The 19,633-nt window shown below is 55.6% G+C and carries 18 protein-coding genes and 1 pseudogene; 7 read left to right on the top strand and 12 right to left on the bottom strand.

All coding sequences use genetic code 11. The annotated features are described in order from the left end of the window. Positions 1 to 91 precede the first annotated feature (91 nt). Positions 92 to 580, top strand: coding sequence for a hypothetical protein (locus tag ACO07J_RS03095; RefSeq protein WP_422026199.1), 489 nt, complete (start codon positions 92 to 94; stop codon positions 578 to 580). A 177-nt stretch (positions 581 to 757) separates the two neighbouring features. On the opposite strand, the gene ACO07J_RS03090 is transcribed toward ACO07J_RS03095, so the two are convergent. From ACO07J_RS03090 to ACO07J_RS03075, 4 genes are all read right to left on the bottom strand, one after another. Further along, positions 758 to 907 (bottom strand): hypothetical protein, encoded by a 150-nt coding sequence (locus ACO07J_RS03090; RefSeq protein WP_350033487.1) that lies wholly within the window; start codon positions 905 to 907, stop codon positions 758 to 760. 239 nt (positions 908 to 1,146) lie between these two features. Next, positions 1,147 to 1,335, bottom strand: a complete 189-nt coding sequence (locus ACO07J_RS03085; protein ID WP_422026197.1) for a hypothetical protein — start codon at positions 1,333 to 1,335, stop codon at positions 1,147 to 1,149. A 938-nt stretch (positions 1,336 to 2,273) separates the two neighbouring features. Then, positions 2,274 to 3,743 carry a hypothetical protein gene (locus tag ACO07J_RS03080; protein ID WP_422026196.1) on the bottom strand — a complete coding sequence of 490 codons (1,470 nt, stop codon included), beginning with the start codon at positions 3,741 to 3,743 and terminating at the stop codon, positions 2,274 to 2,276. Positions 3,744 to 4,234: 491 nt separating this feature from the next. Continuing rightward, positions 4,235 to 4,459, bottom strand: coding sequence for a hypothetical protein (locus tag ACO07J_RS03075; protein WP_422026194.1), 225 nt, complete (start codon positions 4,457 to 4,459; stop codon positions 4,235 to 4,237). An 834-nt stretch (positions 4,460 to 5,293) separates the two neighbouring features. Here ACO07J_RS03075 and ACO07J_RS03070 point away from each other — a divergent pair. From ACO07J_RS03070 to ACO07J_RS03055, 4 genes are all read left to right on the top strand, one after another. After that, a complete protein-coding gene (locus ACO07J_RS03070) occupies positions 5,294 to 5,947 on the top strand; it encodes a sugar transferase (RefSeq protein WP_422026192.1) in 654 nt (217 codons plus the stop codon). Positions 5,948 to 6,180: 233 nt separating this feature from the next. Continuing rightward, positions 6,181 to 8,343 (top strand): YjbH domain-containing protein, encoded by a 2,163-nt coding sequence (locus tag ACO07J_RS03065; RefSeq protein ID WP_422026190.1) that lies wholly within the window; start codon positions 6,181 to 6,183, stop codon positions 8,341 to 8,343. After that, on the top strand, positions 8,340 to 8,972 hold the full coding sequence (locus ACO07J_RS03060) for a YjbF family lipoprotein (protein ID WP_422026188.1): 633 nt from the start codon (positions 8,340 to 8,342) through the stop codon (positions 8,970 to 8,972). The genes ACO07J_RS03065 and ACO07J_RS03060 overlap by 4 nt, the downstream gene beginning before the upstream one ends. A gap of 31 nt (positions 8,973 to 9,003) precedes the next feature. Then, positions 9,004 to 10,395: a polysaccharide biosynthesis/export family protein gene (locus ACO07J_RS03055; RefSeq protein ID WP_422026186.1), complete on the top strand. Its 1,392-nt coding sequence runs from the start codon at positions 9,004 to 9,006 to the stop codon at positions 10,393 to 10,395. Between the two features lie 117 nt (positions 10,396 to 10,512). On the opposite strand, the gene ACO07J_RS03050 is transcribed toward ACO07J_RS03055, so the two are convergent. From ACO07J_RS03050 to ACO07J_RS03030, 5 genes are all read right to left on the bottom strand, one after another. Next, positions 10,513 to 10,848, bottom strand: coding sequence for a hypothetical protein (locus ACO07J_RS03050; RefSeq protein WP_422026184.1), 336 nt, complete (start codon positions 10,846 to 10,848; stop codon positions 10,513 to 10,515). 82 nt (positions 10,849 to 10,930) lie between these two features. After that, complete coding sequence (locus ACO07J_RS03045) at positions 10,931 to 13,090, bottom strand: GumC family protein (protein WP_422026182.1); 2,160 nt, start codon at positions 13,088 to 13,090, stop codon at positions 10,931 to 10,933. 208 nt (positions 13,091 to 13,298) lie between these two features. Then, positions 13,299 to 13,994 carry a metallophosphoesterase gene (locus ACO07J_RS03040; RefSeq protein WP_422026180.1) on the bottom strand — a complete coding sequence of 232 codons (696 nt, stop codon included), beginning with the start codon at positions 13,992 to 13,994 and terminating at the stop codon, positions 13,299 to 13,301. A 148-nt stretch (positions 13,995 to 14,142) separates the two neighbouring features. Continuing rightward, positions 14,143 to 14,553: a VanZ family protein gene (locus tag ACO07J_RS03035; RefSeq protein ID WP_422026178.1), complete on the bottom strand. Its 411-nt coding sequence runs from the start codon at positions 14,551 to 14,553 to the stop codon at positions 14,143 to 14,145. Between the two features lie 234 nt (positions 14,554 to 14,787). Continuing rightward, entirely contained in the window at positions 14,788 to 15,030 is a 243-nt protein-coding gene (locus ACO07J_RS03030) for a hypothetical protein (protein WP_422026176.1), read from the bottom strand. A gap of 121 nt (positions 15,031 to 15,151) precedes the next feature. Here ACO07J_RS03030 and ACO07J_RS03025 point away from each other — a divergent pair, with 121 nt between their 5' ends. Then, positions 15,152 to 16,336: an IS256 family transposase gene (locus ACO07J_RS03025; RefSeq protein ID WP_177208397.1), complete on the top strand. Its 1,185-nt coding sequence runs from the start codon at positions 15,152 to 15,154 to the stop codon at positions 16,334 to 16,336. Positions 16,337 to 16,376: 40 nt separating this feature from the next. Here ACO07J_RS03025 and ACO07J_RS03020 read toward each other — a convergent pair. Both ACO07J_RS03020 and ACO07J_RS03015 read right to left on the bottom strand, forming a co-directional pair. Further along, positions 16,377 to 16,568: pseudogene (locus ACO07J_RS03020) on the bottom strand (NUDIX domain-containing protein); the annotation flags it as partial. A 41-nt stretch (positions 16,569 to 16,609) separates the two neighbouring features. Then, the gene (locus ACO07J_RS03015; protein ID WP_422026174.1) at positions 16,610 to 18,559 is read right to left on the bottom strand and encodes a polysaccharide biosynthesis protein; all 1,950 of its coding nucleotides are present in this window, start codon (positions 18,557 to 18,559) and stop codon (positions 16,610 to 16,612) included. Positions 18,560 to 18,797: 238 nt separating this feature from the next. Between ACO07J_RS03015 and ACO07J_RS03010 the strand changes: the two genes are divergently transcribed. Further along, the gene (locus ACO07J_RS03010; RefSeq protein WP_422026172.1) at positions 18,798 to 19,082 is read left to right on the top strand and encodes a hypothetical protein; all 285 of its coding nucleotides are present in this window, start codon (positions 18,798 to 18,800) and stop codon (positions 19,080 to 19,082) included. Between the two features lie 151 nt (positions 19,083 to 19,233). On the opposite strand, the gene ACO07J_RS03005 is transcribed toward ACO07J_RS03010, so the two are convergent. Then, positions 19,234 to 19,557: a hypothetical protein gene (locus tag ACO07J_RS03005; RefSeq protein ID WP_422026170.1), complete on the bottom strand. Its 324-nt coding sequence runs from the start codon at positions 19,555 to 19,557 to the stop codon at positions 19,234 to 19,236. Between the last annotated feature and the right edge of the window lie 76 nt (positions 19,558 to 19,633).

Raw genomic sequence — 19,633 nt, 5'->3', positions numbered from 1 at the left:
GCGACACTTCAGCTCGCACCTCACTTGCTCGGCCCGATCAAACCCCGTCCCTTCACGCGCCATCTCGGCGCAACATCCGGAAAGGTGAAACATGAAACAACTGACGTCCGCAGGTCTGCTCCTGCTTTCGACCACCGTGATGGCCAACATGGGCGCAAATCCGGCGCTGGCTCAGACAAGCGTGTCGACGGAGACCAGTGCGCAAGCAATCGCCAACCTTGACGGTTCGACCTATCAGTTCGAGGGTACCTGCCTGCTCATGGGGCGTAACGGGGCAATGCAATTGCGCGTCATGGCACCCGGTACGGGTCCCGAAGGAGAAGCTGTGTTCCTGACATTGTACGCCACGTCCTTCGCGCCCACGCAATACGTGATCCATGGAGGGGCCACGCCAGACAAAGCCCGCGAAGCAGCAATGGCAGACACCCGCGAAACCTGGAACGTGAGGGGGGCCACGACCAAGGACGCCACTGAATTCTCCGAAGACGGCGCGATGATCACTGGGCCGGCACAGGTTTCTGAAAATGGCGAAATCATATCGTCCGACCACACCATCGAGATCAACGTGATCGGCTGCTGATCAAGTGTTTTTAGACGCTGGAATCTGTCGCAACTGAAAACCTGCCTGCCAGCCGACCTATGGAAAGCCTATGGGCTGGGAGTTGAACTCAAGTTGAACTTCGCAAACTCTACCTGAACAAGCCTTCAGAACTCCTCAAAACCATTCAAACTTTCGGCTTTCCACAGGTCAGAAAAATCAAGCTCTTGACCACAGGACAGCGCCGAGGAGCAAGGTTATTCCGAGCCCCAGGATATACGTGGCCAGGGTGATGAGAGTTTGAGCGATGCCAAGGACAATTCCGATGAGGATGCAGAACCAGGCGATGATGGTGAAGAGTTGGATCATGTGGTTTCCTTATGGGCCGGGATCGTCAGTGAAGCGAGGAAATGGGTTTTTGGCTGTGGTTTGCCAATGACCAAGCACACGGTCGCTATGATTGAATTGGCATTTTTCACAGAACTGTGGACCCGGCACATAACGCCTCCAGTAAAACCTGAGCCAGACAACCTTGGTGCCTCTCTCAACGGAAGTTGGGAACCAGGCAAAATGCCGTACCCACTGTTGGGAATATTCTCCGGACCAAATCATGTGGTGACCTTTGCGGCAGAACGGGCGATTGAGACTTGTTCTTCGGACACTGGTTCCACATCCTCGGGGTGGTTGACGATCCAGTCCTCGAACAGAAGCTTGGCTTCATCAGATGTGTCCGCCTCGATTTCCTGCCGGTAAGTGGACTTAACAGTCTCGACGATGGTGACGTTGAACTTAGGCATTATGGGGTTTCCTTGTCTGGTTCAGGGACTTCGAGATAGTCGACAGAGATGTAGAGTGGATTCTTGGGGTAATGCCTGCGTACTTGTCCGGCCGCACGATTGGCGGTGCTTTTCGACGTGTAACGCTCGGCATTACCCCGGCTGGAACTGGCGCCCGACGGCAGGGATCGAACCTGCATCCTCTTCTCAGAGGAGGTTCCCCAAAAAAGGTAGCCCAGGCTCCATGCCTGGTTCGTCGGGAATGTGGTCTGTATGTTCCTTAGCTAAGGATCAGGGTGCTACCCAATCTGCGTCCGACCACCCGACTCTGATCTCGGTCAGGAACCAGTGGAGAAGATCGACTTCCGCGACGGTGCAGGTGTCCCTTCTTCCTGGGGCTCATCGCATGCTTTCTCGTCAGCGTCGTCAGCAGCAGATGCTTCGGCTTCAGCTGCATCCCGGGCTTCTTCTTCCGGCTGTTCGTCCGGTTCGTCCTTGGATTCTTCAACCAGGGTCGGCTTGGCCGGAGCACTGCGGGTTGTAGGCTTCTTGGTCTTGGTGACCTTGGCAGGGCGAATGTCGATGGTGGCAGTGTTGCCGTTGTCACCGCGGCCGAACTTGAGATCTACCGTGATCTCCTGATCGTCGTTGATGGCGATTTGCGAGCTGACATAGTCCTTCAGGGCCTGGTCGAAAATGGGCCCAGTTCAGCAGCCTCTTGGGGTGCAGGGTGCATCTAGGTGGTGTTCGGGGTCTGAGCCCGCCATTTGCCTTTAGGGGGTTCAACTGCAGATCCAACTTCCGCTCAGGCAAAAGCGGACCAGTTTCGAGCCATTCTCGCCCAATTGCAGAGCATTCAAAGCCCTGAGAAAAAGTTGAAACCTAAACACTTGACCTTTCAACTCGCTCCTGCTGGAGTTCGCCTGGGCGAACGACGGCAGGGGCCGCGGTTTCACACATCAGCTTAAGTCCGGGATCACGGTATCGCTGTTGCGCAGCGTGTCGAACAATTGGTTTTGACGGGGCCGCGTGTGTCTGATGTCGGCCAGTTCCGGCGCGCGCCAGTTCAGAAGTACTTCATGATAGTACATGCTCTGGCGTTTGTTCGGCGGCAGAGAAGTGGCCGCTGCTATGAACCGCCGGTCATTGGACGGGCAGATATAGAGGTTCCTGGTAAACCCGTAGAAGAGATTGCCAAGTCTGCGCGGCAGGAAATGTTCGGCGAACATCAGGTCAAAGGGCCGGAGTGCGGCGAGGTGAGGCAGCCCGGCGTACCATTCCGAGTACTCGGCCTGGATCTGCGGATGCAAATTCGCATCTTCACCGAGCATCATCTTCTTTACTCCGGTAGGTATGTTATGTGCCTTGTTGTTGTTCTCGTGTACGCCACGGCCCCACAGGACGGCTTTCAAAAACTCCGCTGTATTGCCGCGCAGCACGATCCCCCCCGCGGGATGTTCCTGAAACACCGTATGGCGTACCGGTGTGGGCGTGTCTTCCAGACCGGTCGCAATCTTGTAGGATAAATTTTTTTGAGTTAGCACGTCTGGGTCTTCCAACAGAGGACAGGTCCCTTTCAGAGGGTCGATCACTCTGACAGATTTGCCGACGCGTTCCCCAAGAAACCCTGCCAATCGCGTATCCTTACGGCTCAGAATGTCTTCCGCATGAGAAAAGAGGCTGATATCTTCAAGAACCGGTTTGGAAAAAGCGAGCAAAAGACGGCTGTCTACACCGCCGGTGAGTGGCAGCAATGTCGGGCCATTCACGTCTTTGGCGAGTGTCGCGATCACCTGTTCCAGCCGTGTCCCCATACCGCGGATAACCGCTAACTCCTCTTCTGGCGTGGGTTCGGCCAGCGCAGTGTCCTCGTCCGTTGGCCAGAACCGTTCGATGGTGAAACGTGCTAGATCGAGGGTATGGTTGGGCAGCAGGCGCCTCACAGCTCTGTCAGAGGTGTGGCCAAACGCAAAACGACCTTGGCCAAGTCGCGCGGCTTCTGCGAAAGGAAAGTCCCTTCTTGGCTCCGGCTCCCGTGTGAGAACAACATTGAGGGTGGACCCCACGGCACCGGTTTCCGGGTCGTAAACAACACCAAGCGATCCGACCGCGTCGGAGTATACCTTTCCGCCCTCGGGGGTTACGAGAACAATTGCAAAGCGCCCGGCACTATCGGCGAGAAAGCGAGCCAACGCGGCAAAGCTTGCGGATTTTTCGGCTGCTAGAGCGTCGAGCCGAGACTGGTTGACCAGCTTCCCGTCCTGATCGACAGCAATACCCAGAACCGCCAGCCATTCGTCCTCATATCGCGCTACCGCCACAGGCAAATCCGGTCCGGTGAGCAGTTCCCATGCACCAAGTCCGGCATGCGCGAAGCCGGGCGGGCATTCTATCGCACCCCTCGACAAAATGAACTGTTGTGCGAGCACGTCCTGCGGCTCAAGGCCATGTGCCTCGCAGAGTGACTGCGCCCGACTGCGTTTTGGTGCTGCACCAGCGGATAGGTCTTCACTTTTCTTTGAAATCTTGCTTGCCCCTACTGTCCTCCGACATTCGCCAAGTGACCTGCCGTTTAATGCCAAGTTCTCCTGAGACTGCCTGCTGGACAAGTTTTTTCTGACCCGAGCGACGTCTGCGGTTGCGCAGACGGGTGGAACTGGACGGATTGAGCGCCTCCCTCATGTGTATGACTGCGAACCCTTGGCTAATATGATTGCGAACCCATGGCTAAGAGGGGCGCCCACACCCCGATAAAGGTAAAAACAGTCAACACAGCCCCGAGCGAGACGGGCAGACATTCGTCACTGTTGTTGCGACGGGACTGCAGTGGTGATGTGGCTCGACAACAAGTTGGATTTGCCCATTTTTCTTCACTTTCACGCCTTCAAATCAGTCGAAAACAGCAATAGCACTACAACCATTAAGTGTCGTCCATCGTTCTTTGGATGCCCGCTATCCGTGAAAAACCGGTTCGCCAGGAGTGAAAATCAAGATGCGCCACCTTGCCAAACTTTGCCTTCTGGGTTTTGCAGCAACCGCAACGGCTCAAATGGCCTACGCCGATCTTCCAAAGCGCAAGGGCTACTTGCCCGCCACTGAGCAGCACCAGGCGATTATCGATTGCCAATACGAGCTTGGCCTGCATGGTTCACCCAAGATACAGGCGACCTACGTCGCTTATCCGTGGGGCGGAGATACCGTTTTGCGGATCTTGCCGCACGGAAGCGTCGGCAGTGAGGACGCGGCCTGGATCAATGCCTGCGCCGACAATCGGCTCGGAAGATCCAGCACGCCCGTCGCCCCCAGAGCGACTGGACGATGCCCAAACGGCGCCTCGGTTCTGCATGGTGGCTCAGGTTACTGTGTGGGATATTGAGACCCAGTATCCCGCAGCGGATTAGGGTCACGCCCACCTTACCCTACGCGATCTTTCTCGATGAACCGCGAGCCTCTGCCATGGATGAGCTCACTTCCTTGCGTCATGGGTCGTGGAACTTACCGGATGCAATGAAGCCGGGAACGTTTGCGGAAACATAATCGAGCGACCACACATGAATAGGCAGCGTTTTTTGCCACGGTGCGCAGCACATTTAAACAACTCAGGGAAGAGGCGTTGACCGGCATGTTTGAGCCGCTCACTCAACCCCATGGCACACTGGATGTTGAATTTCTCATCGAGGCGGAGAAAATTTTGGCATTCCTCGCACGCCCTATCCTTTCGCCGGAACGATCCGGATTGACCCTCGTAAAGCTATGAAGTATCGGGACAATTGTGACGAGTGGCAAAGTCATACGATCTGCAAATAGCGCCACAAAATTGTCATGAAGCGGACTTATGCCGGTCTTGAATTTGCAGATTGCAAGGCAGATGGGGGGCTGGTATTGCTCGCAACTACTGCGAGTAGACGAGCCAAGACGTGTTGGTCAGTGAGTAGCTGGACGTTCTCAGCGTTGTTCAAACCTAACTCGAAGGCGAAACATGACCGACACAACTGCTGCCAAGCAATACGATAGCGTCTCGACCGACGAAGTTACCTCTGGCCCCGGCCTCATCTACTGCTGCGCGAAAAGAGCTTTTGACATTGTCCTCAGCCTCATCCTGTTGCTTCCAACAGCCGTTATCGCCATCGTTCTTCTGCTCCTGAACCCATTCTTCAACGCCGGCCCCCTGCTTTTCATCCAGCCACGCATGGGCAAGGGATGTCGTGCTTTTCCGGCCATCAAGTTCAGGACGATGACACCTGAACGTTGCATAACCCGTGGTGCGGATGACCCGGTTGAACTTAACCGGATTACGAAGCTCGGAAATATTCTCCGAAAGAACCGCATCGACGAACTGCCCCAAGTGTTGAACGTTCTGCGCGGGGACATGAGCCTGATTGGCCCGCGACCGGACTACTTTCACCATGCACGTCGTTACATTCGCCTGATCCCCGAGTATCGGGACCGGCACTGCATGCGGCCGGGCATTAGCGGACTGGCTCAGACGGAAATTGGCTATGTCAACGGGATAGACGAAACGAAGAAGAAGGTTTCCGCGGATCTTTACTACATCCAGAACGCGAGTTTTGCGATGGACAGCTATGTGCTCATGAGGACGATCTACGTTGTGTTTGCGCGGCTCGGGTCATAGCGCCGCTCTTGGGGAGGGCCGGTGATTTGTAGAGCGCTGCGTCCAAGCATTCATGCTTGTGGGCCAGACAGGAGAGTGCTGATAAGCCGTGTTCGCGTGGATAGTTTCACGCGGCTCATTCGGCTTCGGCAGTGTGCAAGAAACCTCCCGCCAGGCCACTCTGAAAAGCGTTCCCGACAATCCGTGAAAACCCGTGTTCCCAAGGCAACGATCGGGCGCCAAGAAAGCCACAATTGCCCAAAAAGCTGTTGATAAAAGACAAAACCACTTATGCGGGAAACATGAGAGCAGGCAGGCAAATCAGATCGCGAAAGTTAACGACGGCCGTATTGGTCGCCGTCATTCCTGTGTTTGCCTTGGCAGGGTCTGAGATATCGACAGGCTATAACAGCTACGGCTATCCTGGCCTCATAGACATGCCAGTGGCGACAAGCCGACCTGACGGCGAACTGGCCTTCTCCTCCAGCCATTTCGCAGGCCAGACACGGAACACCCTGACCTTCCAGATCACCCCCCGACTGTCGGGCAGTTTTCGATATTCCATTATTGATAACTACAGAGGGGGAAACACGCTCTACGACCGCAGTTTCTCTCTGCACTATCGTTTTCTTGATGAGACATATACTCGCCCGGCTGTCGCCATTGGCTTCAACGATTTCCTCGGAACCGGGATCTACGCGTCCGAATATGTGGTCGCCACAAAGAGTGTGGGCAATCGGCTGCGGTTCAGTCTCGGCATGGGCTGGGGACGCCTGGCAGGCAGTGGTGGGTTCAAGAATCCGCTGTCCATCCTCAGCGACAAGCTGGAGACAAGACCGGTCCGGAATACCGGCCAAGGCGGAACTGTGGAATCGGCACAGTTTTTCCGCGGGGACGCTGCGCTATTTGGTGGAGTCGAATGGCAGGCCACCGATCGGCTGAAGCTGATTGCGGAATATTCCTCGGATGCCTACCCGGATGAATCGCCCTTCAACTTCGAGCGGGATTCACAGCTGAACCTCGGGGCCTCCTACAAGATACGGCCGGGCATGGATCTGTCCTTGCGATATCTCTATGGCAGTGAGATCGGCGTGCAGCTCACGGCAGCACTCAACCCCAAAAATCCTGCGAGTACCTCCGGTCGGGAACCAGCCCCGCCCCCTGTTCTTCCACGCGGGGCCTTGTCCGCCGAAGAGTTGAACTGGCCAACAAGCGAGGGCCAACAGACGACGCGCCGCACGGATCTGGCTCAAGCACTTAGGCAGCAGGGTATTCGGCTGCACGGGTTGAGCTTCAAAGGCTCCGCTGCGCGCGTTGAGATCGAGAACACGACCTATCAACTTGAAGCTCAGGCCGTTGGGCGTACGGCGCGAGTTCTTTCGCGCAGAATGCCGACCAATGTCGACACGTTCGAGATCATTCTCGTCTCGTCAGGCGTACCCGTATCAGAGCTTCTTGTGCGGCGCAGCGACATGGAAACGCTGGGCGATGATCTGGAAGGCAGCTGGAAGAGCTTTGCCCGGACCTCCATCACATCTCCCGTCGGCAAGCTTCAGCCCATTCCGGAGCGCTATCCGCGCTTTGACTGGAACCTGAAACCCTATCTCACGCCGAGCCTGTTCGATCCCGACAGCCCAATTCGCGCGGATCTTGGCGTTCAGCTTGATGCGACCTATGAACCGGCTCCTGGTTGGGAACTCACAGGGAGTGTCCGCAAGAAGGTCATCGGCAACCTGGACGATGCCACTCGTCGATCCGACTCCTTGCTGCCGCGGGTCAGGAGCGATTTCAATCTCTATGAGCAGCAAGGCGATCCAGCGATCACCAACCTGACGGCGGCCTACTACTTCAAACCAGGCCAAGACCTTTATGGCCGAGTGACGGTGGGCTACCTCGAGCCCATGTTTGGCGGCATTTCCTCGGAAGTGCTGTGGAAGCCCAACAACAGCCCCTTCGCTTTCGGTGTCGAGGCGAACTACGTCAAGCAACGGGCCTATGACCAGTTGTTCGATTTCAGAAGCTACGAGGTGGCAACCGGTCATGTCTCCGCCTACTGGGACATGGGCAATGGCTTCCACACTCAGATCGATGCCGGGCGTTATCTTGCCGGGGATTGGGGCGCGACGCTTTCGGTGGATCGAGAGTTCAAGAACGGCTGGAAGATCGGCGCCTTCGCAACCCTGACAGATGTACCATTCAGCACTTTCGGTGAAGGCTCCTTTGACAAGGGGATCAGGATAACCATGCCGATCTCCTGGCTCACCGGCGAGCCCAACAAATCCGACTACACGACGACGATCCGCCCGGTGACACGCGACGGCGGAGCCCGGCTGGATGTTGGCGGCCGACTCTACGAAAAGGTTCGCCCTCTTCAGAAACCGGCTCTGCAAGACGGTTGGGGGAAATTCTGGAGATGACCGTCACAATCCCTCAAGCACGTCGGCTTTCTGCCACGCTTGTCATTCTGGCATCTCTGGCACTTTCCAGCGGCTGCGACAAGCTGACCAACAGGCTTGGCCTTACCGGACAGGTCTCGGCTGTTGCCCCCCAGCCAATTGGGCCGGAGAGAATGCATGTAATGCTGCCCGCCCGAGGAGCACAAGCCACACTCGCTCCGGTCGCACGTAGCGGCGGCACAACGGTCTGGCAAACGCTCGACGGTATCACGCTTTCATTTCGTCAGGGCCTGCTGGTGGGCACACGTGGGCTGGGCGACGACCTAATGACCAGTGGCATTACCAACACGTTGGCGATGGTGGACGGAAAGCTTGATGGCATGTATTACCCACACGTCCGAAGCTACCTTGACGGCGAATACCAGACCGAATTCCGAAGCTTTCAATGCCGGCAACAAGCGCGCTCACGAGAGCAAACGAGCATTGGCGGTCATATATATGTAACCCGGAAGATCGAGGAAAGGTGTGTTTCTCCTCGAGCTGAGTTCACGAATACCTACTGGCTGAACACAAGTGGCGAGGTCATCAAGTCACGTCAATGGGTGAGCCCTGCCATCGAGTACATGGAAACCGAACGCGTTCAGCGTTGAACATAAGAAACGAATTCTTGGAGGCAACGGGATGAAGAACCGGAAGTCCAAAATGATAAACAGAACAGCCATCGGGCTTGCCCTAGCCGCGTCTCTCGCACTCCCGTCCGCATGTGGCATGGTGTATACCAGCCCGAAAGTCAGCCGTGCCGCGGGAACAGATGTCGATATCCGCGAAATCAAGCTGACCCCGGAAACGGTGCTGCTGGCAAATCGCGCTCCCTACAGCCCGCGAGATCTGCCCAGCGAGTTCTATAGCCACGCGACGGGCCACCAAGGCCCCGGTCTCGGCGCCCTTCCCAGTGCGCCCTCTGTGCCCGATGAAAGGCCCGGACGGCTGGAGCTTCGCGTACCTCCCGAGGCCCCGGATCGGCCCTACACGATCGGCGTGGGCGACGTGGTCCTGCTTGCGACCAAGACGAACGGTAGCAGCGTGGAACAGTTAAGCGGACTCCTGGCCGCGCAGACACGACGACAGGGGTACACGGTTCTCGACGATGGCTCGATTTCGATACCGGATATTGGTCGGGTGATGATCGGAGGCATGACGCTTGCCGAAGCGCAGGACCAGATATTCAAGTTCCTTCTCGAGAACCAGGTCGATCCGGCCTTCTCTCTTGAAGTCACCGAGTTCAACTCGAAAAAGGTGACGGTTGGCGGCGCAGTACAAAACTCGGTTCGCATTCCGATCACACTCAATAGACCCAGTCTTACAGAGGCTCTGACGGCGACCGGCGGCACCGTGGTCAAGGACGAGCAGTTTGCATCGATTCGAATTTATCGCGACGGCACGCTCTATCAAATCCCTTACGAGATCTATCTGGAACGACCCGACCTGCAAAACCTCAAGCTCATGAATGGCGATGCGGTCTTCGTGGATACCACCTATGATCTCGACCGAGCTTTAAGCTTCTACACAACGGAAATCGAGGTGATCCGCCTGCGCAGCGAAGCGCGTCAGCAAACACTGGATGCCCTTCAGACGGAGATCTCCTTGCGTCGTGGCATGCTGGACGAACGGCGGTCAAACTTCGAAGCACGCCAGGAATACGGCGCGGAAAAGCGCGACTACGTATACCTTTCCGGTGAGGTTCAGAACCAGAACAGGGTCGCCCTGCCCTATGGTCAGCACGCAACCCTCGCGGATGTCCTCTATGGGAATGGGGGCTTTCCGACCGAAACCGGGAACCCTTCAAACATATACGTTCTTCGGCCCTCGTCTGATCCAGCCGAGTTTGGTGCCGTGACAGCATGGCACCTCGATGCCAAGAACGCCGTGAATATGACGCTGGCAACAAGAATGCAGATGCGTCCGAACGATATCATCTTCATCGAGGAGCAGCCGATCACAAAATGGGGCCGGGCCTTGCAGCAGTTTCTGCCCACACTTCTTAATACTGCGGGACGCGCAGCCACCAATTGATCTGGACGATCAGAATCGAAGGCATTCGAAGTGCTCTAAAAAAGAAAGGGCGGCTCCAAACTTGGAGCCGCCCATTTTGCTTCGCGCTGCGCGCTTGGCGTTCAGATTCTTTGGCCGTCAATTCGTGGTGGTAACGGTCGAAGAACTGTCGCCAGCAGCACCTGCAATGATGAGAACCATGCCGGCGCCCAATGCAATCGCAGTCCCCAGACCACCACTCATGCCGTTATTGCTGGTACTCGTGGTTTGCGGGCACCGAACGCTCAAGCGAGTACGGTTCTGGGTGAACGTTGCGCTCTCTACGCCCGCGCCACCACAAGCATTGATCCGCTGAGCGTATTGAAGAGCTGTTTCACCGGCAACCGGCGGCACGCCTGTGTTGACTTGCGCAGTCGCAGGCAATGCCATCAGTACAGAAGCAGCGATAGCAAACGTCGATGTAAGGATTTTCATTGATCATCTCCTTCGAGAACTGAGGTGAGGGTACACGCAAAAGGTGTAGATTGAAACATGAAATTATGGGCACAAGCATGAATCAACCGGCTTCGTAATACCCCTTTCCATAGCTGGCATAGGCACCGTACTTGCCACCATACCCGTAGCGTCGCATGCCCTTCGGGTCGATCTGTGCCAGAACCAGTGCATCTACCTGCAGATTGACGGAGGCAAACTCACGCAGTGCTGCAGTGACCTGTCCCCGATGCGTGCTACTCCATCCCACAGAAAAGACAATTGCGTCCACATACTGACCGATCACGCGCGCATCGGGCACAACGAGGACCGGCGGGGTATCGATGATGATATAGTCATAAGTCTCACGCGCACCATCGAGGAAATTACGGAACCGATCGGAGGAAAAAAGATCTGCGGCATTTACACTCGACTTTTCGCCCATCAACACGTGTGCCCCCAGAGCCTTGTCAAGAAAAACCGCCTCGTGAAGTGAAACGTCTCCTGACAAAGCCGACAGCACCCCCCCCTTGGGCTGAGTTTTGAAATACTGCGAAAACGTCCGCCGCCGGATATCGCCTTCTATCAACAGCACTTTCTTGCCAAGCCCGGCCAGGTTCTGTGTCAAGGCAATAGCTTGCGTCGTCTTCCCTTCTCCAGGCACTGAAGACGTCGACATGATCACCTTGGGCGGCGCATCGATGTTGGACAACAATATGGACGTTCGCAGGTTTCGGATGGCTTCCGCCGCCGCAGAGGTCGGTTTGTTCCTCAAATAGTTAATCAGACCGGTGCGCTTGACTGGCATTTTGGGAATTTGCCCCATTACAGGAAGTCCGGTGGTCGCTTCAAGATCCTCTGCAGTCCGAAAGTCACTGTGCAGAAACTGTCGTACCAAGACGAGCGCTATCCCAGCCATGGCTCCGAGAACCATTGAAAGAGCCAGGATCATCGCTGTGCGTGGTGCGACCTGCTCGCCGGCAATCGCATCTGAGAGAACGCGGCTGTCGGCTTGCTGGAGGCCGCGTTGAACTGTTGTCTCTTTCAAACGGGTGAGGAATGTCTCGTAGAGCGTTCGGGTGGTTTCGACCTCTCGTTCCATCTGCTGGATGCGCACGAGATCTTCCGACTGACGATCAATGCGATCCTGCAACCTTTGATAGGATACGGCAAGCGCAGCAGCCTGGCTTTGCAAGCGTTCCCGTTCCGTCTGGGCACGCTCGAGCAACGTCGCCAGACGTTGATCGAAAAGTTGAGCTGCATCTGCATCCCCGTCTTCGATCGATTGCAACAGTCTCTGAAGCGCGGAATCCCCCGTTACGTTAACCGCCTCCGCTCTATCGCCCGTCTCTACCAGGTCGAGCAACTGGGTCTCGCTCGTCTTGGCGGCGTTGGTCTGATCGCGCATTTCCTGCAAACGATCACGCAAATCCTTTGCTTGAAGGTTCAGACCCTCCAAGGCTTCCGTACTAATGAGCTCAGTTTCTGCTCGTGCGTTCTTGAGAGTTTCTTCTTTGGCACGAAGGTCTTCTTCCAACTCGCTGACACGTGCCGAAAGCCATGTCACAGCCTGTTCAGTTGCCTCGAACTTTACGGCGATTTGTTCGTCAAGGTAGATGTCGGCCAACGTATTGACGATCCGCGCCGACTTTTCAGGATCATCAGTCGTTGCATTGATGGAGAAGACATAGGTATCACGCTTTACCGATGCCGATAGCGCCTTGTTCAGGTTGTCGATTGCTCGGTCACGTGGTGATTTTTCAACAGCCGCGTTTCCCGGTGTCTCGCTCACGCTTGAACCAAGCCAGGTCGCAACCTGACCTATTACCATGCCCTTTACCTCTGCAAGCATCGAGGGCGGCTCCAGAGCAGAGTTGAATTCGGGATCATTCACGAGATCGAGTTCATCAACGACCTTTCCCAGCAAGCGACGTGACAAAATTATTTCAAGCTCGGTATTCAAAGCCGCTTGTTCGGTCGAAACGCCCGAAATCACGCTTTCTAGATCCACGACATTGTTGGTCCGGGCTTCGAGTGTCAACTGTGCAGTAGATTGGTACTCTGGTTCTGCAACCCCAAAGGCATAATACCCACCGATCATCAAAGCCAAAACGGTGGTAAGCACGATCGTCCACTTACCACGCCAAAGCGCACGCACCAGTTCCAGAAGATCAATTTCATCTTCTTCGGAAGCGTGCGCGACGTCGGTTCTTACTTGCTCTGGTTTTATTCTCATTCCTGCCATGAACGCGAATTATCCCGTTCCCGCGCAACCTACAACTCCAAGAAACCTTAAAGTCACGGCTGCGTGAGAGATAGTGCGATTGAATGTCTTGCTCACTGGAACAGCGACTTCCAGCCGACCCACGTCACAGAGCTGCACTGCTCAACATCTGTCTGTATCGACGCTCGCCTGCCTCCCCCCGCGACATCAAAAGGTCAGACTCGCGAGCTTAGAATTGCTTATCTGTCCCGGTTTGAAAGAACTCCACCTCGCCCCTCGAGATAGCCGCAGCGCTCAGACGGCCCGTTGCGTAAGCCCCCGTGTCGAGCGCGATTCGACCATCTTTCGCATGGGGTGTTTCAACGATCGTGTGGCCATGTACGACCCATTGACCATCCCTCCGTACTTGAGTGCGAAATCTCCGATGCCCCCACAGAAGCACATCCGGATCTTGATCTTCCATCGGCAGATCAGGATCCGCGCCTGCATGAACGAACCAGAGATTTCCAGTCCGCCAATTTAACGGTCGATGTCGCAGCCACGTTATCATCTCCGGCCCCATGGCCTCAGCGAGTCGATCGCGAAGCTCTTCAAATGCCCGTGCGTCATCAGAATTACTGCGAGGCAATGGCACACCGAAACTTGCGAGTGTTTGAAGCCCACCATACCGAAGCCAACGGCGCGGACCTGTCTTTGGATCATCCAGGAAATCCAGAAGCATTCGCTCGTGATTCCCCATGAGGCAGATGATCGACGAAGATGCATCGGGTGATGCCTGCATAAGCATCTCCAGCACGGCGCGGCTTTTTTCTCCACGGTCGATGTAATCACCAAGAAAAACGACAGGCCAGCCGCGATACCTTCCATCTATGATACGATCTAGCTCAAAAAGAAGATCAGATGACCCATGCAGGTCACCGATCACAAGGACGCCCTGCTCGGGTTCCGGTGGCGAAATCGACCTGGCTGTGTCTCCGGTAGACCCCTTATGTCCCGAAATATGCTTCCAGAGTTCTTTCACCGCAGCTAACCATCCTGCGTCCTGGCGGGCGATGTGTGCAGAGCCATCTCCGTCACTTCTCCGTTCCGTGTTTGCGCTTGTTGCGCGAGCGTATACTTGTTCCTGCCCAGACTCCCACGCCGGAGCCCAGAAGATCCGCACCGAGATCTGCCAATTCGGCGTCCCGCCCCACGAATGGCTGGATTAGTTCGATCACTCCGCCGAAAACTAGCCCGCCGACCAACAATTGCCAGAACGGTCTTGTCCAACTGACTGCGACCAGCGTCCCCCAAGTGAAGAATGCTAGAAAATGCCAAAGCTTGTCGGCCTGGTCGAAGCGGAGAGATTGAGGGGATGACGCCCAGGGAGACAGCGTCAACCACGCGATGGCTACTGTCACGGCGAGTGCCGCAAGCTTCAGGTTCGCCGGCTTCGTGAGGACATTTGACACCACGCGGATGACACCATGATGTTTCAAGGCCATGGGCTGGTGATAAAGGCTTGTGCTGGCGTCGACCAGTGTCCATATTGTCCTTCTTGCATTTACATGATCCGGTTGGTCTGGAACGCGGTTGCGCGTGTGCTGCCATCATGCGGGCCGGCGGCTGGAAGACGGTGAATATCCTGTCGCGCTACCTCGAACATGCTGAGCACAATGTCTGATCTTAGCACACGATGCTCGACCTCTCGACCGATAATCATCTGGAGCAGGAATCACTCACCAGCATTCAGTATGCTCGACGCCTTCGACGATCTCTCGCATTCGTCGTTCGGTACCAGGGTCAGTCCCCTTTGGCAGGCTGTTCAAGTCAAAAAAACCGAATTCCGCTATTTCCATGCTCGGTGGTTTGTCGGGCATGTCACCTTCAACTTCGCAAAGATAGGCAAGCACATGATCCCGTTTGCTGATTGAACAATTGTGGAACACGCCGAGAAGCGTGGGCTTGCCACGAAGTTCCAAACCTGTTTCCTGACACAGTTCGATAACGTACAGAGTCTTTCGCACATTTGATTTGGATGGCGGTTCCTTTCAGACTGGCTGAGAGGAGCTGAGAATGGACGAGAACGAGAAGCCCAATGCGATGGGGCAAGTGATACAGATCGACGAGGCGCGCATTCGCGACCACCTTGGCGAGATGGTGCGTGGCACGGTGGAGGAAGCGCTGAATGCGATGCTCGATGCCGAGGCGGACCGGCTGTGCGGGGCCGGCCGGTATGAGCGGAGCGAAGGCCGCAAGGACACGCGGGCGGGCAGTTACGAGCGTTCGCTGGAGACGAAGGCCGGATCGGTGAAGCTCAAGGTGCCGAAGCTGCGCCGGCAGACCTTCGAGACGGCGATCATCGAGCGCTACCAGCGCCGGGAAAGCTCGGTCGAGGAGGCGCTGATCGAGATGTATCTGGCGGGCGTCTCGGTGCGCCGAGTGGAAGACATCACCGAGGCGCTCTGGGGCACGCGGGTGAGCCCCGGCACGGTCTCGAACCTGAACAAGAAGATCTACGCCAAGATCGACGACTGGCGGCACCGGAAAATCGAGGGCGACCACCCGTATGTCTTCCTCGATGGCATTGTCATGAAGCGCAGTTGGGCCGGTGAGGTGCGCAACGTGTCGCTGCTGGTGGCCATCGGCGTCACCGCCGACGGTTACCGAGAGATCCTGGGCATCATGGAAGGCCCCAAGGAGGACAAGTCCGGCTGGTCGGCCTTCCTGCGCCATCTGGTGGATCGCGGGCTCTCGGGCGTGCAGCTGATCGTATCCGACGCCTGCCGGGGGCTGGTGGAGAGCGCCACCGAGGTCCTGCCGGACACCCAATGGCAGCGCTGTGTCGTTCATTTCTACCGCAACGTCTTCAGCCTGGTGCCGTCGGGCAAGGTCCGGGATATCAGCAAAATGCTGAAGGCGATCCACGCCCAGGAGGACCGCAAGGCGGCGGCCGAGAAGATGCAGGCGGTGATCGCCGATTTGCGCGCCATGAGATTGGTGAAAGCGGCAGAGCTGTTGGAAGAGAGCGGCCACGAGACGCTGACCTATTACGGCTTTCCAGACAGCCACTGGATCAAGCTAAGAACCAACAACCCGCTGGAACGGATCATGCGCGAGATCAGGCGGCGCACGAAAGTCGTCGGCGCCTTCCCGGACGGTAAATCCTGCCTGAACCTCGCCGCCGCCCGTCTGCGTCACATCGCTGGAACCCAGTGGTCGACACGGAAGTACATGAACATGACCCCGCTATTCGCGGAGCAAACCCAAGGAGCCGTCGTCGCATGATGAAAGTGCGAAAGACTCTGGACACTACCCACAGTTCATTGCGCAAAGCACGTTCGACCGCTTCGCCCTTTTCCACACCGCCGCCCGGAAAGTGCCAGCCTGGCGTATAAGTATGCCGCACCAGTAGGAAGCTACCGTCATCAGATTGAACGATAGCCCGAACCCCGATGGTCAAACCGCGCGTCGCGAGAAAATATGTGTGGAGCAAGCGGGAAAAGAGCGCGCCTCCCATGCTCCGTTCTTCATCTTGCGCCGTCCTCAAGAGCGTACGTCCTACTCCGTCAAGCTTTCTTGACTTACAATCCTGTCCTGCTGAGCGCTCCAAAGCAAATCAGATATGTCCCCACCGAGCGGGGCATAATTCAAGGGCAATTCGTGGAGAATTGCCAAGATGGCCGGCAAATCAAAGCTTTCGCAAGCAGCAAGCAAACGGTCCAGCATTGCCATGAGGTCTTCCATTGGCAAGGAGACTTCTGAAGCCGTCATGATACGCGGATGAAGCGTCGGGGATGGGTTGTTTCCGATCAAGAGCTCTTCATAGAGCTTTTCACCTTTCCGCAATCCGGTGATGCATATAGGAATATCACCCTCGCCAGGTAAAACCTGATCAGGATCGTCCACCATGTAAGGTGTCAATCCGTGAAGCTTAACCATAGTGATCGCCAAATCCAGGATTTTGACGGGCGCACCCATGTCGAGCACGAAAACGTCGCCGCCCTTGCCCATTGCACCCGCCTGGATCACCAACTGAGAGGCTTCGGAGATGGTCATGAAGTAGCGATTTATGTTCCTGTCTGTGACAGTAACCGGGCCACCGCTCTCGATTTGCCTACGAAACCGGGGGATAACCGATCCTGAAGATCCCAGAACGTTACCGAATCGAACCATGGAAAAGACCGTGGGCGACATTTCTTGCGCACTGGCCTGACAAATGAGTTCCGCAATCCGCTTCGTTGCCCCCATGACATTCGTTGGTCGTACGGCCTTGTCCGTGGAAACAAGAATGAAGTTCTGTACGCCAAGTTTCTTTGCGGCAGTTGAGATCGAAAGCGTTCCAAACACGTTGTTGCGAATGCCCTCCACCACGTTTTCTTCTACAAGCGGAACATGCTTGTAGGCAGCAGCATGGTAGATTGTTTGCACCTTGAACGCCTTGATTGCTTGCTCCATTCGGCGCACAGGCTGAACAGACCCCAATATGGGAATGACCCTTGTCGGATACTGCAACCGCTTGACCTTCGCGGACAGCTCATCCTCAATGGAGTAGAGCGAAAACTCTGCTATTTCATAGAGGATAAGAGTAGCTGGTTTTTGATCCAGTATTTGCCGGCAGAGTTCACTTCCGATTGACCCACCTGCCCCGGTGACCATAACCACCTGGTCAGCTATGTCCTTTGCAAGCAGATCCGGATCAGGGGCAACAGGATCCCGGCCGAGCAAATCTTCTGCAGACACCGTTCGCAGTTCTGAAATACTTGCTTTCCCGCTGATGATTTCTGACATGCTCGGAATCGTTTTGATCTCGATTTGCAGGTCTTCAAAATCGGTCAAGATTTCACGTCGACGTGTGCGGCTCATGTTGGGTGCTGCAAGGAGAACTACCTCGGCACCTGTCTGCCTGATGAGCCGTGGGATTTGATCCGGAGCCAACACCTTGAGACCGCCAACCGCCAAGTGATGTAGATTTGAATCATCGTCTACCAATGCCACCGGCGCGTATTCACGACCGTGGAACAAAGAGTTCAATAGCTGAAGCCCGGCCTCTCCCGCACCAAAAATGATAACAGGCTTCTTGGTCAGGTGACTGGGTTTGCGGAACACACTACGTACAAGAAAGCGTAATCCGCCGACCGAGAGGCACGTGAAAACGCAAAAAATGATTGGGACAGATCGCGGCAAATTGGCCTCGAAAACAAGGCCCGCAAGATAGAGTATAACGGCTGCAACTATTGCCCCTTTTGCAACGATGAAAAAAACTTTCCCGGTAATGTAACGCACCAGCGCGCGATAAAGCCCGAAGAAGCGAAACGCGACGAGTGCGGCAACAACCGAGATGATGAACGCAACCCAAACCTCGGCATCGTTAATGAAAGCTGCTTTCTCGAGACGAAACAACATCGCCAAAAGAAATGAAAGCACGATCAAAACCGCGTCCATTGCGAGTTGGATCAGAACCTTGGACCGCCGGCTCAAAGAAGAAAAGAGTTTGATATAGTTCAGCACGAAATACGATCCAAAGAGCTCTAGTTGCAAGTTTGATGTTCGCCAAGGCTAGAACCACAACGCACACAACGTAAAGCAGTGAATGAGGTTAACCAATCCCTTTATTGGTTTTATGGTTCCTTGGCCTGCGCGGCGCTTTTGATCCAAAGCTTGCGGACAATCATTTCTATGGTATGTCCATACCAATTTGAGTATCCTCCTGCCAAACCAGAGTTCTGCGAACTGCCGAAATCGATCAATGTTCGAGCTACTGAAAGATTATTACACGCAAAACATCCGCATTGACCTGGCATCAGCAGAGCAGCTTGCTCGCCTGAACCCAGACGTTGCGAGTTACCAGAGTGCGGCACAGGACAAGATGCTTGTTGTCTCGGTTCTTCAGGGCGACGTTCACGAAAGCGTTTATGCTACGCTGATGGAAAAATTTTTCGACAGCTTTGATGAGGCGCAACAGATTTTCTTGAAGTTGATTAGGGAAAACCCTGACGCGGTTTACTTCGACTTTGTATCTGAGCACCGTTGATGACACACGATACCAGCTGCAAATGGACTTGGATACCGTCGCGATCATGGTAGGCGTGCGGCTGAAAACAGGTTAATCGTTGTCGCTTTACCTGAAGACGGCCGAGCCCAATGAATAGGCATGAGGAGATTATTGGTAGCGTATTGGTGACCTATCCGTTGCCCGCTTGCGACAGGATCTCGCCAATGGCCTGCCTGGTCTTGGCCACCTCTTCTTTCGACAAGGTCGGATGAACCAGAAACATGAGACTCGTCTCACCGAGTTCACGAGCGACCGGCAACCGCTCTTTGGGCTGCCAGCCGGTCCCCTCGAACGCCTTTTCGAGATAGACCTCCGAGCAGCTTCCCTCGAAACAGAGCACACCGCGTGCCTTGATTTCCTCGACGATCCGGTCGCGATCCCATTCGGTTGTGAGGTTTTCAGGCCGGCCTTCGACGTAGTACCTATAGAAGGCATGACGGCAGCCGTCTTGCACTGTGCACCCCGTGCACCCGTTACAGCGAGACTTCAGGACCGTCACGCGCTACCACCTGGCAGCTGTCGAGGCGGCG

It is taken from the genome of Roseovarius sp. (assembly GCF_965228755.1).
GTDB lineage: Bacteria > Pseudomonadota > Alphaproteobacteria > Rhodobacterales > Rhodobacteraceae > Roseovarius.
This window is presented reverse-complemented; position numbering and strand designations above follow the sequence as displayed.

Bases quoted from the DNA above. Each gene is read 5' to 3' on its own strand.
- ACO07J_RS03095 (WP_422026199.1), top strand. From the start codon at position 92: ATGAAACAACTGACGTCCGCAGGTCTGCTCCTGCTTTCGACCACCGTG.
- ACO07J_RS03090 (WP_350033487.1), bottom strand. From the start codon at position 907: ATGATCCAACTCTTCACCATCATCGCCTGGTTCTGCATCCTCATCGGA.
- ACO07J_RS03085 (WP_422026197.1), bottom strand. From the start codon at position 1,335: ATGCCTAAGTTCAACGTCACCATCGTCGAGACTGTTAAGTCCACTTAC.
- ACO07J_RS03075 (WP_422026194.1), bottom strand. From the start codon at position 4,459: ATGCAGGCCAAGCTCGTATTGGCAATCGATAATCGCCTGGTGCTGCTC.
- ACO07J_RS03070 (WP_422026192.1), top strand. From the start codon at position 5,294: ATGACCGACACAACTGCTGCCAAGCAATACGATAGCGTCTCGACCGAC.
- ACO07J_RS03060 (WP_422026188.1), top strand. From the start codon at position 8,340: ATGACCGTCACAATCCCTCAAGCACGTCGGCTTTCTGCCACGCTTGTC.
- ACO07J_RS03055 (WP_422026186.1), top strand. From the start codon at position 9,004: ATGAAGAACCGGAAGTCCAAAATGATAAACAGAACAGCCATCGGGCTT.
- ACO07J_RS03050 (WP_422026184.1), bottom strand. From the start codon at position 10,848: ATGAAAATCCTTACATCGACGTTTGCTATCGCTGCTTCTGTACTGATG.
- ACO07J_RS03045 (WP_422026182.1), bottom strand. From the start codon at position 13,090: ATGGCAGGAATGAGAATAAAACCAGAGCAAGTAAGAACCGACGTCGCG.
- ACO07J_RS03035 (WP_422026178.1), bottom strand. From the start codon at position 14,553: ATGGCCTTGAAACATCATGGTGTCATCCGCGTGGTGTCAAATGTCCTC.
- ACO07J_RS03025 (WP_177208397.1), top strand. From the start codon at position 15,152: ATGGGGCAAGTGATACAGATCGACGAGGCGCGCATTCGCGACCACCTT.
- ACO07J_RS03010 (WP_422026172.1), top strand. From the start codon at position 18,798: ATGTTCGAGCTACTGAAAGATTATTACACGCAAAACATCCGCATTGAC.